Raw genomic sequence first — 14,404 nt, 5'->3', positions numbered from 1 at the left:
TCCTATGAAATCATCCATTCATATTAATTTAGTGCAGCATTTTCGATGCTGCGCGACTAATGTTTGCCTACGTTAACAGATTTAAAAAATTACTCTAGGCGAATCGCCATAGTGTTTTGATATTGCTGTACTTTTTTCAATACACCTTCACTTAAAAACAGCTAAAAACTGTCGCCAATCACCGACAGTTGATTGATTTTCACACAGAAAATGTATTACAAATTGTGAGCCAATTGGCAGCCTAAAAAATGTCATTTTGTTACATTATATTTCTCAAATGCCGCTACACTAAAAATTACATCTATCAATGAGACCTTTTTGATGGGATCTAGATAACGTTTTCAACTTGATTAAATAAAAAAGTGAGATCAGAATCGCAGTTAACCCTATATGTAATACAATAATGCCATAGTGCTTGTTAAGGTAAATGCATCTACTATGGAAGAGGAATAACAGAAATGGATTTAAACGTCCTGATTGTACTCATTTACTTTTGCTTTTTGATCGCCATTGGCTGGATGTTTAGAACATTTACCAATAATACCAGCGACTACTTTCGTGGGGGCGGTAAAATGCTCTGGTGGATGGTAGGTGCAACCGCCTTTATGACCCAGTTTAGTGCTTGGACCTTCACCGGTGCTGCTGGTAAAGCCTATACCGACGGCCTAGCCGTTGCGATTATCTTTGTAGCCAATGCCTTTGGTTACTTTATGAACTACGCCTACTTCGCACCTAAATTCCGCCAACTACGTGTAGTTACGGTTATTCAGGCTATTCGCATGCGTTTTGGTAAATACAACGAGCAAGTGTTTACTTGGTCGGGTATGCCTAACAGTGTGGTATCAGCGGGTATTTGGCTAAATGGTTTGGCCATTATCGCTTCCGGTATTTTTGGTTTCGACATGACCTGGACCATTGTTCTTACGGGTTTAGTGGTACTCATTATGTCTGTAACAGGTGGCTCTTGGGCGGTAATCGCATCTGACTTTATGCAGATGGTTGTGATTATGGCCGTAACCGTAACCTGTTGTATTGTTGCTATCATCCACTCAGGTGGTGTTGGCAATATTTTAGATGAATTCCCTCGTGACTTCGTCATTGGTGACAATCTTAACTACGTAAGCATCTTAACAATTTGGGCATTCTTCATCTTTGTTAAGCAGTTCAGCATTACCAATAACATGCTTAACTCATACCGCTACCTTGCCGCTAAAGATTCAAAAAATGCCAAAAAAGCCGCATTGTTAGCGTGTTGTTTAATGACCTTAGGTCCAGTAATTTGGTTTATCCCACCATGGTTCTTAGCAGGCCAAGGCGTTGACTTAGCCGCTATGCACCCAGAAATGGGCAGTAAAGCTGCCGACGCAGCTTACTTAGCCTTCGTTGAGCTATACATGCCTGCTGGTATGGTAGGTCTACTAATTGCCGCTATGTTTGCCGCTACCATGAGCTCTATGGATTCAGGCCTAAACCGTAACTCTGGTATCTTTGTTAAAAACTTCTATGAACCGGTATTACGCCCTGAAGCGTCAGAAAAAGAACTAGTAGCAGTATCTAAAATCACCTCTACGGTATTTGGTGTTCTGATTATTCTCTTTGCTCTGTTCATTAACTCCCTGAAAGGATTGAGTTTATTTGACGCCATGATGTTTGCTGGTGCCATGCTTGGCTTCCCAATGACTATTCCTGCTTTCTTAGGCTTCTTTATTAAGAAAACGCCTGACTGGGCTGGCTGGGGAACCCTATTAGTAGGAGCTTGTGTTTCTTACGTTGTTGGTTTTGTTATTGGCCCACAACATATTCAAGACTTCTTCGGCTTAGAACAAGAACTTACTAACCGTGAGTGGAAAGATCTTAAAGTAGCAATCGCCCTAATTGGTCACATTACTTTAACTGGCGGCTTCTTTGTAATGTCTCAACTGTTCTACAAAGGCTTAAGTGAAGAGCGTTCAAAAGACGTGGATAAGTTCTTCAACAACTTACACACGCCACTTGTTAACGAATCAGCTGAGCAAGAAGTGTTAGATAACAAACAACGCAGCATGCTAGGTAAACTTATTGCCGCAGCAGGTGCCTTTGTAATGTTGTTAGTAGTATTACCAAACAGCCTGGGTGACCGTTTAGTGTTTATTCTTTGTGGTGCGATTATCCTCGCCGTTGGTGTATTGCTAATAAAAGCAAACACCAGCAATAAAAAGCCACCGCTAAACCAAGCAGCAGAAACCGAGTCATAGTTAGACCTGTAGCAACAAGGAACTGACCATTCCTTCTTTTGCAGTGTTTAGGGTGTTGGCCTAAACACTGCCTTTTTGCTTTTAGCCCCCAACAAAATCAACAGGCTTTAAGCCCTTCCCTTTCAGGTAGATAAACAAAAAAGCTAAGCACTAAGTGCTTAGCTTTTTATCTGCAAGCAATATCTTTATGCATCACTAAATAGTCGGCTGCCTGCTAACGCTGTTTCCGACGGACAATAAAAGTTAAACATTACAATATAGTCTGAGCATTTTTTTAGTTTAAATGCTTAGTCACTTAACTCATTGTTGCCCCTTTATGTGTTCGCTATAGAGTAAAGGCTTTCGCCTGCGGCGACGTCATTAAGCTTTGACGAGCAAAGAAAAACGAAGCAAAAAGAAAACTCGCCCTGCATCTTCTTAGATCCTCCGTTGCACATTCACAATGGAGTTGAAGTAACTCCATACGTTCAAACAGACTTCAACTCTGCTCCCTTGTTCATTTGCGCTACTCGGCGAAGATAATAGGATTGAAAAGCACAGTCTTGGCTATCGAGTGTGTGAAACGTTTTTGCCTCAAAGTTTGTTAACGTAAGTACTTTCTTTACGTAAAAAGCACGCCGTGAAAGGCGCGCTTTTTAATTAGAGATCCTTAAGCGTCAACGAACAGTACTTGTCCATTGATAAAGCCGTCAACGGAACGCTCAAACGCCTTGCCAACTAATTTTCCTGGTACTGGCTCAAAGCCTGGCATCATTTCACCATAAACTTCCCATGCTTCTTCAAGTACAGTTGGGTTCACAACGTTGATGCGCGTTCCTCTTGGCATTTCGTGCGCTACACACTTAACAAAGGTGTCGATTGCACCACTTGTAGTGGCATCCGCAATTGCATAAGGGATAGGTTTTACATTTAAGATGCCACTAATTAAAGTGAATGAACCGTTATCTGCGATGTACTCTTGGCCAATACGAACAAGGTTGATTTGTCCCATCATTTTGCTCATTACCGTCGTCATCCATTGTGATTCACTCATTTCTGCAAACGTAGCATACTCACAAAAACCAACCGTATTAACCACAGCATCAAAGTGACCGACTTTTTCAAATAATGCTCGAATCGAGCTTTCATTGGTAATATCAACAATATGGTCAACACTGCCAGAGCGGCCAGCGGTAATGACCTTATGACTACCTAAACCCGTTAAAGCAGCTTGTCCCATTTTGCCCAAAGCACCAATTAGAATTACTGTTTTCATGACTTTCTCCGTCTCTATGATTTGTTTTGACAGGCGCTATGTTAGCGACCGACAAAAACAATTAGAAACAACGATGATTTGTAAGTGATACAATAAAAATTGGTAACACACCATTAAGCAAAAGGGTACTCAAGTGAACAAGCTCGATAGGTTAGATATTAAACAGCTCAGAGTCTTTCAGGCATTAATTCGAGAGCAGAGTGCATCAAAGGCAGCAAGCCAACTCGGCTTAACTCAGCAAGCAGTAAGCGAGCAACTCAAAAAGCTGCGTGATGTATTTGGAGACCGACTGTTCCTTAGAAAAACCAATGGCTTTATACCTACACCTTTGGCTGAAGAACTCTCTCTAGAAATTGATAAACTGCTTCGGGATTTTCAAGCTCTCCTCTCTCCGAAAACGTTTGACCCAACAACGGTAAAAGGTACCTATGTAATAGCCGCTACAGATTATGCACAACAAGTCGTTCTGCCACCGCTAATTGCAATGTTGAGAGTTCAATCACCAAACTTAAAAATCATTGTTAGAGACTTTGAGTTAGACAAGTTAAATGACTTAATGGAAAGTGGAAAAGTGAACTTAGCGATAGCATTCCCTGACTATATACCCGAGTCTTATCCAATCATTACATTGTTTGAAGAACATCATGTGTGTATCACATCCCATCATTCAACGATTTCCAAAGTAAGTCCCTCACTCGAAGAAATCGCAGCCTATCCAGCGATTATAGCCTCGCCTTCAAGGCCCAACTTTAAAGGTTCAATAGATGAGTGGTTCAAGCAGTTTGGTTTAGAGCGTAATGTTGTTGTGTCAGCACCTTGTTTCTCCGTGGTACCTCTTTACCTTGAAACAACCGATTCTATTGCTTTTTTGCCTTCGAGAGCGATTGAAGGATTAAGCGTGACGAAAATTGATATGAGTGAGTCACCCGAGCCGTTTGATGTTATCGCCGCATGGCATCCAAGATATAGCGATGATCAGCTACAAAAGTGGGTTGTTTCTCTGTTAGAGGACAAATACCTCACATAGGTTGCTAAGATATCGATCGCGTAAAACGTTTGTGTCCAAAAATGGGCAGGCATGCCGACACGTTTATGCCCCTTTATGTGTAAGCTATAGAGTAAAGGCTTTCGCCTGCGGCGACGTCATTTTTCTTTGACGAGCAAAGAAAAACGAAGCAAAAAGAAAGCTCGCCCTGCATCTTCTTAGATCCTACGTTGCGCATTCACAAGGGAGTTGAAGTAACTCGCTACGCTCAAACAGACTTCAACTCTGCTCCCTTGTTCATTTGCGCTACTCGGCGAAGATGATGGGATTGAAAAGCACAGTCTTGGCTATCGAGTGTGTGAAACGTTTTTTGCCCCGTTGTGAGTTAGGGTGGGATTGGATGTGAATTCAATCTCTGCGATTTAACTTCCTTTTTTATGCTTAAGGCTCTTACTTTCTGGTCAATGTTAGTTTATCACTACAATTTTAATCGGTTAGAACATTGTAATCAACTAAAGGATTATGGCTTAAAATAATCGACTAAAAAATCTATAAATGCGCGTATTCGGTAAGGTTGATATTCTCCTGATTTATACACTGCATACATAGGTAAGCTTGTGGCGGTGTAACCATCCAATAGCATTACCAACCGATTATTGTCAAGATAAGGTTTCACCATCCAGTTAGGAAGCATGCCTACACCGTGCCCCAGCAGCGCCATTGAAAGCAACATTTCAGGACTGTCACTTTTGAATATTTCCTTTACTTTAACTTTTTCCTTCATTGAGTCCTTTCGTTCCATAAGCCATTGGTTTGAAGGTGTAGCAAAAGAATAAGTAAGGCATTGATGATGCTCTAGATCTTTTGCTGTAGTTGGCAACGGGTGTTCATTCAGATATTCAGGTGATGCAAAAACAACCGCTTGATTTGAGAACAAAAAACGGGCTTTATAATCAGAGTCAGCTAATTCAGATACTCGAATCGCGATATCCACACCGCTTTCGATTAGATTTATCACTCGATCATTAACCGATACATTAACAACGACTTTAGGGTTTTGATTCATAAATAGGCTGATAGGTTTTGCCAGTAGATGCGTAGCCATCGCACTTGGAACAGATAAACTTAACTCACCAACGACTTCATTAAGTTCACCTTTTAATGTGGTTTCTGTCAATTCCATTTCTTCTAGCATTCGCTCACAGTACTGAAGGTAGCTTTTACCTTGCGCAGTCACTTCAATCCTTCGGCTATTTCTGTAAAAAAGCGCAAATCCTATATCTCGCTCCAACCAAGCTATCTTTTTGCTAATAGAGCTTTGTGTAACATTCAACTCATCTGCGACAGCTGTAAAGCTGCCCACATACGCGACACGAACGTAGAGCTTTATGCATTCAATTTTGTTCATACCAATTCCCTTTAGGAATACATGCCATGCTAATTAACCTATTTATAGCACGACAATGGAATGCTGTAATGGTGCTAACTTATTTGGAGAGCTTACTAATGAAAACGACAGAACAAAAAATTGCGATAGTAACAGGCGCTAATGGCGGGATAGGTAAAAATTATACTCGTATGATGATTGAAGATGGATTTCGAGTCGTTATGGCGGTGCGGAATGAAAAAGCAGCACAACGAGTTAAGGATGAATTGGTTCAGTCTCACCCTCAAGCAAATATCGACATTTTGAAAGTTGATATGGGCGACTTATCATCCATTGAAGCATTCTCAGACGTGATCAAGGGGACTTACTCTCGTATCGATGTACTTGCTCATAATGCAGGAGTTTATTTCTTTGATAATGAGCGTCGTGAATCTGCTGACGGCATAGAGTTAAACCTAGCGGTTCATTTCGTTGGACCTTATGCGTTAACGATGCATTTACTTCCCTTGCTGAAAGAAACTATCGGCTCACGGGTTATCACTATGTCTTCTACAGAGCATCACGGAGCGCAAGTAAGCCTCAATGATCTACAAATGGAAGAAGGTTTTGAAAACAAAGGTAATGTAGTTGCATACGCTCGCAGTAAATGGGCAGCACTTGCTCTCAGTCATGCAATGAAACGTCAATTTGAAAATGAAGGCTTAGGAGTTAGCATATTGGCTGCGCATCCTGGTGTTTCTATTACAGGTATTCAGCATAAAGGTAACCCTACTTTAATGCAGCGAGCAGCTATTTGGATATTCGGAAAAACACTTGCAGCAAGTCCTTCACAAGCTGCAAAACCCATGTATATGGCTTCAACAGTTGGAAAATCAGGTGAATTTTATGGCCCGACGGGTTTTAAGGAAATGAAGGGCGAAGCAGGAATAGTGCAACCAGACATTGCGACTTTCAATGAAAGTACAGGCCAAAATTTGTTATCGCAGGTAGCAGAACTAATCGACGTAAAATGCAACGTTGCCGCTGAATTCTAGATATTCAACTTATTCTCTTACGGTGTTTTTAAGTTGTAGTGGAAGGTTAAATTAGCCTCAAGGTTAGAGGCTTTGCAATACTCTAAATAATCCATTAAATGCTAAATTAGCAAAATCACTGAAACATTTATGTCCAAAAACGCGTCGAACAATGTTCAAAGTGTATTGTCGTTTCCTTACGTTTTAGGGAAGTGACAGGCATTTACCGTCAAACTAGAGGCAATTCTTTAGTTCTTAACTAAAGCACTAATCACTTGGGGGGTTTGTGCATATACACGTTTGCTTTGGGCAAGTAACAACTCTGCGGTTGCGACAGCGTCCACTAGCGCATTGTGCCCTGGGTAATCGGGTAGACCATAGCGTTTGCGTACAGAAGCTAATCGATAGTCTCCCGTTTTTTGTCTATTTACATTCGCCAACAGAGACTTTTCAATGCTTAAGGTATCAATCCATAACATGGGAAAGTTGCTGTCTTGATAGCGCTGCGCTATGTAGGCTTCTATAAATTGCTGCTCTACGCAGCGCCCATGAACTAATAAAGCTTTGTTGTGCATCGCGTTAAATAGCTTATCCATTGCGGCATCTAGGCTAATCCCCTGCTCTAACATTTCTGGCACTATTTGATTAATTACAGCGGTTTCGGCTTTTACCTTAGTGCCACTATTCACAAAATAGTGCTCGGCACCCTGCATGTTAATTCGCAGGTTTTTCATCGTGACAAAGCCGATACTTAAGATTTGATCGGTGCTTGGGTCTAGGCCGGTGGTTTCTATATCAAAGGCCAAAAACTCTAGATCGTTAATCAGGGTATTTTCTTTTGGTAGCTCAGCACTTAGCAATAGAGCTAAGTCTTTAGGTAAGGTTGTTTTTGCTAATGCCTTGCTACGCTGGTTAGCCAGTTTTGCTAAGGGCTTAAAACGCTTTAACATGCTTTATCTACTTCTCGCTAAAACGCAGTTTTGCTGCATCTTGCAAGTTACCAATAATTCTAAAGGCATCTTTTAGATGTTCACGCTCAAAATTACCAAAGCTTTTAGGTGCAATGTAATTGTCGGGCTGTAGACCTTCTTTTAAGGCTTTTAATTGATGGCGAAAACGTAGCTGGGTAATAAAGCGATAAGCACCTAGCACATCTTTTAGCGCATCTTCACTTAGGATGCTCTGTTTGGCCGCTTGGTTAAAGCGTTGCTCGGTGCCGGTATCATCGCTGTTTACTGCCAAGCCATAAATACGGCCCAAATCAACAATAAGCAATAAGGCGTACTTTTTAATATCTAGCATTTCACTGTGTTCCCCACCCTTTTCTAATACTAAATTATTAAAAATACCCAGCGGAGGATTAACCGATACAGAATCAGTCACTAGTGAGTTTAAGAAGGTCTTATTATCGTTTAGCAGACTGTATAAGTACTGCTGCAATTGCTCTGATAAACTGCCATCTCCGTGTATACAACGCACTTCCATAAACACGGTAGCATTAAGTAGCATGCTGTATTCTGGGTTAGATACCCACTTACGATAATATTCTTTCCATACATTTATTGGCTGACACCACTTAGGTGTAGCGGCCATAAATTTACCGCTACACAAAGGGTAGCCACAACTGTCCATGGCATTGCATACATACATGGCTAAATGGGTGAAATACATGCGATCAGCTTTACTGATATTTTCAGGCAATATTATCGCGCTGTCTTGATCAGAGAGCATGTGTACTTCGTTACGGGCGTGAGAGCCAGCCACCACCCAAGTGTAAGTACAAGGTGGTTTACCCAGTTTTTGCTCAGCCATTTGAATAAGTCGACGATTATAGGCATCCATAATCATTGCCATTACTCGGCCAATCACCTCAACTCTTACCTTACCTTCCACCAGGGCTTCAAAAATCGCCTGCCTCTCGGGAGTGAGTTTGGCTAAGCCTTCTATGCTTTCGGTGTATTTAATCTTTTCGATAAGGAAAATAGCTTGCACCCGATGCTTTTGCACCAAGTGTGAGGTAGTAAGTAAACCAAGCACTTGGTTATTTTCTACCACCGGTAAACTGCGAATATTGTGCTCCATCATTAGCGATGCAGCAGTAAGGATAAGGTCATTGGGTTTAGTGGTAATGGCTGGCGAAGTCATCACCTCACTGATAGGACGAGTGATATCGTACCCCTCGGCTATCACCCGTTTGGTCATATCTCGGTCGGTAATTAAACCGCTGATCACGCCGTTTTTCTTTATCACCGCAGTTGAAGAACGGCATTGCTCTCGCATTTCTTTTGCCACTGCTTGAATAGACATATCGGCGTTAACCACTGCTACTATGCCGCTAGCCACTTCCGAGACCTTTTTAAAGAACAGGCCTTTTTCATTGTCAGACCACACTACATTAAGCGCAGACTGTAAGCGGACTCGCGCTTTAGAGGCAAAGCTATCGGCGTATTCCGGATGTTCTTCTAGTAACTGAGTGAGTTGATTATGCGGCACCATGTATAACAAGGTGTTTTCTATCGCCGTAGCGCTATACCCATCTAAGGCATCTTTAAGCGGCTCTAAAAAAGTAAAACCAAACAAGTCTTCCTCACCCAACTTAGAGCGTAATACGCCATCGGGTTTACGCTGCTCCATAACCCCGGTGCGAATAATGTATAAAAAGCACTCTTGTTTCTCGCCGCCAAAATTGATTTTTTCACCACGCGCTAAATAAGTAATTTGCACCGACTCACCAATTTGCCGCTGCAATTTAGGCGGTAACAAATTAAATGGATAGATTTGCGAGAGGAACTCTATAATATTTGGCAACAGGGTTTGCGGCATGGTAATAACCTATAATCAGCAATAGTAGTATTATATTGCCATTTAGCAGAAATACTATGAGCTAAGCCGAATATGTCGGCATATTATGAGCTTGTAGTTATGAGCTTGTAGTGCCTTACCTAAGCTAGTCTTGCTATGCAACTATAGCTGAGATATTGCCAGCTTCACTAAGCCCTTTATCGTTTCTAGATCTGCCGCGTGATGAAATGGAAGTTCTATCCAAGCGGAACCAGCACTGCGCTTTGGATGAACCAGCGAGTTATTAGGGTGCTGCAAACCTAGGCGAGCAATGGTTTTCTTACCCAATTTTAAGTCAAGCTCATCAGCTTGATGGAAGTGGGCAAACTCGCGGTCCTTATAACTAAAGCCATAAAAGCCGCCTTTGTCATTAGGATAAAACACACTGTTTACCCCAGTTTGGCTAACTAACCAATTATATAGCGCCTGCTTTAATTTTGATTGCTCTACCAGCATACCTATCCAAGCCTTTGTAAAAGTAAGTTAAGTTTAACAATTAGCTTGCTCATGCTTGAGTAGCCAATCTTTACGGTGAATACCTCCACCATAACCGGTAAGTTGGCCATTAGCGCCAATCACTCGATGGCAAGGGATGATAATGCTTATCCTATTTTGGCCATTGGCCGATGCCACAGCGCGCACTGCATTAGGTATTTTAAGGAAGTCTGCTTGCTCCCCGTAGCTGCGAGTTTCAGCGTAAGGAATATCTGTTAAACCTTGCCAAACTTTTTGCCTAAACTCAGTGCTTGGCGTATCTAATGCCACTTCAAACTGTTTACGAACTCCGGCAAAGTACTCTGCAATCTCTTGCTGTACTTGTTTTAAATGGGAATTTTCTCCGGGCAAGATTACGGCTTTAAGCCGCTTACGAAGATCTACAAACTCAGTTTCTAGCATGCGCCTATCGGTGAACTCCAATAAACACAGGCCTTTTTTGGTAGCACAGGCATACATAGGGCCTATAGGTGTAGTGAACCTGACTATATTTATAACCGCCTGATTTTGTTCACTGGGCGAGCCTCCAAACAGCTTCTTATAGCTGTCGTTAAAACCACTTAATGACTCATAGCCGCTGTCAAAAGCACTATTGCTAACACTTTCGCCTTGCTGAATTTGGCTAAAGGCAGCGTTTATTCGCAACATCCGCTGGTAGGCATGAAAAGTAATACCATGATGTTTTTTAAACCAGCGACGAACTTGGGCAGGATCTAATCCACGTTGGCGTAAGTCTCCATCCTTTATGCGAGTGAAATTATCTTGCTGTAAATCATCCAGCAACTGCTTAATTCCGACAGGTGCTTCATCTAAAGGCTGCATCGGTTTACACACCTTGCAAGCACGATAGCCATGCTGCAAAGCTTGTTGGACGCTGTCGTAGAAGGTCACATTTTCAATTTTAGGCTTGCGCGCCCTACAACTGGACCGACAAAAAATGCCCGTGGTTTTTACCGCAGTGTAAAAAACGCCTTCATATTGAGCATCTTTGCGACTCATTGCCTGATACTTTTGCTCAAAGCTAAGCGGTTCCATGACTCTCTCACTGTACTAACTAAATCTAAAACAACATTAGCAAGTTTGCCGAATATGACTACCGAAAACTTAACAAGTATTTTTGCAGGTTAATAAGATAGCCAACTGAGGATTAGGTCCTACAAATGTGAGTTAAGCATAGAGCCATCTCTGTTTACACTGCCCGCTTATTAGTTGGCAGCCTTCAGCAACCCGCGATTTACTGCCTTTATTTCTTATCGAGTAATGATCAGAGTAGCTCGCGCCGATATGTCTAAACACTATTTTCGACAATTGCTTTTCACTACATTTTGCACTTTCTCGGCTCAAGCCTTTGCATCCTTTATCGACCCCATTGATGGGCAGTTCGATCTAGGACATCATTTGGCGGAAAACGCCTATGGTTTTTTGCCAGTTCCAATTCTAATAACCGAACCAGCACTGGGTTATGGCGGTGGTGTAGCAGGAGTATTTTTGCATGAGTCGGAAAAAGAAAAGAACTATCGCAAACAGCAAGCGCTTACATCTTTAAATGGTGGTGCTCAATTAGTGCCTCCAGCAGTAACAGTAGTGGGCGCAGCTGGTACAGAAAATGGCAGCTGGCTCGCCTTTGCAGGACACCGGCACTCTTGGTTGAACGACAGCATTCGTTACACCGGAGGCATCGGTGTGGGTCAGTTTAAGGTAGACATTTATAACGATTTGGGTGGCTTATTGCCCAGTGATAAAGCGATTCGCTTTAACACTAATACGAAGGGCGTTGCTGGTATCCAGCAGTTACAATTTAGAGTAGCTAAAACACCTTTAATGCTAGGCTTAAAACAAACTTGGTCTAGTACCCAAATTTCTTCTGACAATCAAATAATTGATGCCATTTTAAATTACACCATGGGTAATAAAACCAATAACTCAGGACTAGGTTTACTGGCCGAATACGACACCCGCAACAACTTGTTTTACCCCACTAAAGGATACTCGGTAGCCGCTGAGTACATGGTTTATCGCGAAAGTTTAGGTGGCGATCATAACTACGATACCTTAGAGCTTGATGGCGAGAGCTATTTCCCACTCGCCAAGAAGTGGACCTTAGGTCTGGCGGGTAATTACCAATCCTTAAACAGTGATCAGAATAATTTGTCGCCCACCAGCAAACCTTACATTGGTTTAAGGGGTATAGCGGCTTATCGCTATCAAGGCGATCAAGTGGCAACTTTACAAACTCAACTCAGTTACAACATCACTAATCGTTGGATTGTGTCTGGATTTTACGGCATTGGTAAAACAAAAGAAGAAAGCATTAAAAGCACTAGTGAAACATTAGACGCCTTCGGAGCGGGTTTTCGCTACCAGATCGCCCGCCGCTACGGCATTCATCTAGGAATGGATTTGGCTTTTAGTCGACAGGACACGGCTGTTTACTTTAGCATGGGCACAGGATTCTAGATTGGCTGTTTCCTATAGCTGTTTTAAAGCCCCAATATACTAGTTGCTGTTGCGGTAGCTGGCTAATATAGATCCCATTTTAGGCCTAATGCTAACGTAGCCACTTACGTGAATAACCGCAGCGAGTAACCATGGTTCGAAATGCCCGTGTTTTTTACTGCATTGGTAAAAACGCCTTTATATTGAGCACCTTTGCAACTCATTGCCTGAAAATTTTGCTCAAAGCTAAGCGCTTCCATAAAACTTAGTACTGCATAAATTCTACTGCGCTACTGACTAAGAGATTTTGACATGTTGTAACCCGTAACTGTAAAACCCACTTCTTCATAAAGCTTTAACGCACGCTGATTATGAAAGGCTACTCTTAACTTAATCTGTTGTACTCCACTAGCGGCTAACATTAGTTCTAGCGCCTCAATAGCTAGCTTTCCGAAGCCTTTGTTACGCTCACGAGGGAAAATATAAAAGTCATAAATATAGCTAGAATTGTCACTCAAATTAATTGAATGCCATAAGTAACCAACTAGTGCTGTACCATGCTCGATACACAACAGTTGCTGGCCTTGGCTTTCTACCCCTTGCGGAAAGCTTTGTTCTAGTGTTTGTTTAGCTACCTCAAGCGCCTTTGCATTAGAGAGACCTTGATTCTTTACAATATCGCGGCTGTAATCAGCAACAAAATAATCGCAGTAGGCCGGAAACTCCTTAGTGGTCATCGCTCGTAACTGAATCATTAGGTTCTAAACCCCCACACTGCATCTATCAGCTTAATCATCAACTCTTTGGATACTCCATTGTCATCCAGTTCAGGCATGTATTCTACAAAATCAGCGCCGACAAATTTAGGGCTAGATGCAACAGAATAGACTAAATGAATTGCCTCTCTGGCACTTAATCCACCTACGTTAGGCGTAGCGCACGCTCTATAAATACTGCCGTCTAGCGCATCGTAATCAAAGGACAAATAGATATGATCGTAGTTGTCATTTAGCTCAGCCATCAAAGCAGTAATAACGCCGTTTATTCCTAAGTTATCTATGCTTGGCATGTCATAATGACGAATACCCAATTCGCTAATCAACCGTTGTTCGTTGGGCATCACATCACGCACCCCAATGTAAAAAACATCCTGAGGATCAACCACTAATTCAGGGTCGATTGACCAATCTTTTTCCGGGTATTTATCCATTAGCATTGCTAAAGGCTTGCCATGCAAATTACCATCAAGCTTATTATTACAATCGGCGTGAGCGTCCACCCATATTACCGCCACCTTTTTAGCCTGTTGCTTTTGATAAAACGCCATCACCGCTTGAAGTGTGCCAACAGCAATAGAGTGATCACCACCAATGGTTACTGGAATACGTCCTTCATAAAAACTATTGAGCACAGTGCTTTTAAGCGCGTTTCCATAGTCCATCAAAGCGTTTATTTTTCTATCTGAGTCAAGCAAGCTCAATACTTCACTTGAAGGAGTTACATCACCACAATCTTTAATATCCGCATTCCAGCGGGTATTTCTAACATCCATCCAATTAGATAATCCTAGCCACGAATCTCGGCTAGCTTGCCTAAAGCCATCCACAGTGTTTTGTCTGGTAGTAACGCAGCCTAAGTGATTAAAGGGAGCGCCTATGATGTCAAAGCATTTGGTCATGTTGGGTAAATTCGCTAATGGTTACTAAAGCTCAAAATTGGGCTTAATTAAAACACTAACAAATAACTTATTCATCAGTA

12 protein-coding genes are annotated in these 14,404 nt (G+C 42.0%); 4 read left to right on the top strand and 8 right to left on the bottom strand.

Annotated features, from left to right (window positions below; genetic code table 11):
• Window positions 1–458: 458 nt before the first annotated feature.
• Window positions 459–2,234, top strand: a complete 1,776-nt coding sequence (locus G6R11_RS13435) for a sodium:solute symporter family protein (protein WP_163133584.1) — start codon at window positions 459–461, stop codon at window positions 2,232–2,234.
• Between the two features lie 649 nt (window positions 2,235–2,883).
• On the opposite strand, the gene G6R11_RS13430 is transcribed toward G6R11_RS13435, so the two are convergent.
• Window positions 2,884–3,489, bottom strand: a complete 606-nt coding sequence (locus tag G6R11_RS13430) for a short chain dehydrogenase (protein WP_163133583.1) — start codon at window positions 3,487–3,489, stop codon at window positions 2,884–2,886.
• 133 nt (window positions 3,490–3,622) lie between these two features.
• Between G6R11_RS13430 and G6R11_RS13425 the strand changes: the two genes are divergently transcribed.
• Window positions 3,623–4,516 (top strand): LysR family transcriptional regulator, encoded by an 894-nt coding sequence (locus G6R11_RS13425; protein ID WP_163133582.1) that lies wholly within the window; start codon window positions 3,623–3,625, stop codon window positions 4,514–4,516.
• 478 nt (window positions 4,517–4,994) lie between these two features.
• On the opposite strand, the gene G6R11_RS13420 is transcribed toward G6R11_RS13425, so the two are convergent.
• A complete protein-coding gene (locus G6R11_RS13420) occupies window positions 4,995–5,882 on the bottom strand; it encodes a LysR family transcriptional regulator (RefSeq protein ID WP_163133581.1) in 888 nt (295 codons plus the stop codon).
• A gap of 98 nt (window positions 5,883–5,980) precedes the next feature.
• Between G6R11_RS13420 and G6R11_RS13415 the strand changes: the two genes are divergently transcribed.
• The gene (locus tag G6R11_RS13415; RefSeq protein ID WP_163133580.1) at window positions 5,981–6,895 is read left to right on the top strand and encodes an SDR family NAD(P)-dependent oxidoreductase; all 915 of its coding nucleotides are present in this window, start codon (window positions 5,981–5,983) and stop codon (window positions 6,893–6,895) included.
• A gap of 227 nt (window positions 6,896–7,122) precedes the next feature.
• On the opposite strand, the gene G6R11_RS13410 is transcribed toward G6R11_RS13415, so the two are convergent.
• The 4 genes from G6R11_RS13410 to G6R11_RS21930 all read right to left on the bottom strand — a co-directional run bounded on the left by G6R11_RS13410 (window position 7,123) and on the right by G6R11_RS21930 (window position 11,245).
• Window positions 7,123–7,824, bottom strand: coding sequence for an exonuclease domain-containing protein (locus G6R11_RS13410; RefSeq protein WP_163133579.1), 702 nt, complete (start codon window positions 7,822–7,824; stop codon window positions 7,123–7,125).
• A gap of 7 nt (window positions 7,825–7,831) precedes the next feature.
• A complete protein-coding gene (locus tag G6R11_RS13405) occupies window positions 7,832–9,697 on the bottom strand; it encodes a putative nucleotidyltransferase substrate binding domain-containing protein (RefSeq protein ID WP_163133578.1) in 1,866 nt (621 codons plus the stop codon).
• A 141-nt stretch (window positions 9,698–9,838) separates the two neighbouring features.
• Entirely contained in the window at window positions 9,839–10,171 is a 333-nt protein-coding gene (locus tag G6R11_RS13400; RefSeq protein WP_163133577.1) for a luciferase family protein, read from the bottom strand.
• Window positions 10,172–10,204: 33 nt separating this feature from the next.
• Window positions 10,205–11,245: a bifunctional transcriptional activator/DNA repair enzyme AdaA gene (locus G6R11_RS21930; protein WP_163133576.1), complete on the bottom strand. Its 1,041-nt coding sequence runs from the start codon at window positions 11,243–11,245 to the stop codon at window positions 10,205–10,207.
• 225 nt (window positions 11,246–11,470) lie between these two features.
• On the opposite strand from G6R11_RS21930, the gene G6R11_RS13390 reads away from it, so the two are divergent.
• The gene (locus tag G6R11_RS13390; protein ID WP_205472810.1) at window positions 11,471–12,667 is read left to right on the top strand and encodes a BamA/TamA family outer membrane protein; all 1,197 of its coding nucleotides are present in this window, start codon (window positions 11,471–11,473) and stop codon (window positions 12,665–12,667) included.
• Window positions 12,668–12,936: 269 nt separating this feature from the next.
• On the opposite strand, the gene G6R11_RS13385 is transcribed toward G6R11_RS13390, so the two are convergent.
• Together G6R11_RS13385 and G6R11_RS13380 are read right to left on the bottom strand one after the other, a co-directional pair.
• The gene (locus G6R11_RS13385; protein WP_163133575.1) at window positions 12,937–13,401 is read right to left on the bottom strand and encodes an N-acetyltransferase; all 465 of its coding nucleotides are present in this window, start codon (window positions 13,399–13,401) and stop codon (window positions 12,937–12,939) included.
• Window positions 13,401–14,324, bottom strand: coding sequence for an arginase family protein (locus tag G6R11_RS13380; RefSeq protein ID WP_163133574.1), 924 nt, complete (start codon window positions 14,322–14,324; stop codon window positions 13,401–13,403). Before G6R11_RS13380 ends, G6R11_RS13385 begins: the two co-directional genes overlap by 1 nt.
• Window positions 14,325–14,404 lie beyond the last annotated feature (80 nt).

Origin of the sequence: Agarivorans sp. Alg241-V36, from assembly GCF_900537085.1 — a bacterium.
Classification (GTDB): Bacteria; Pseudomonadota; Gammaproteobacteria; order Enterobacterales; family Celerinatantimonadaceae; genus Agarivorans.
This window is presented reverse-complemented; position numbering and strand designations above follow the sequence as displayed.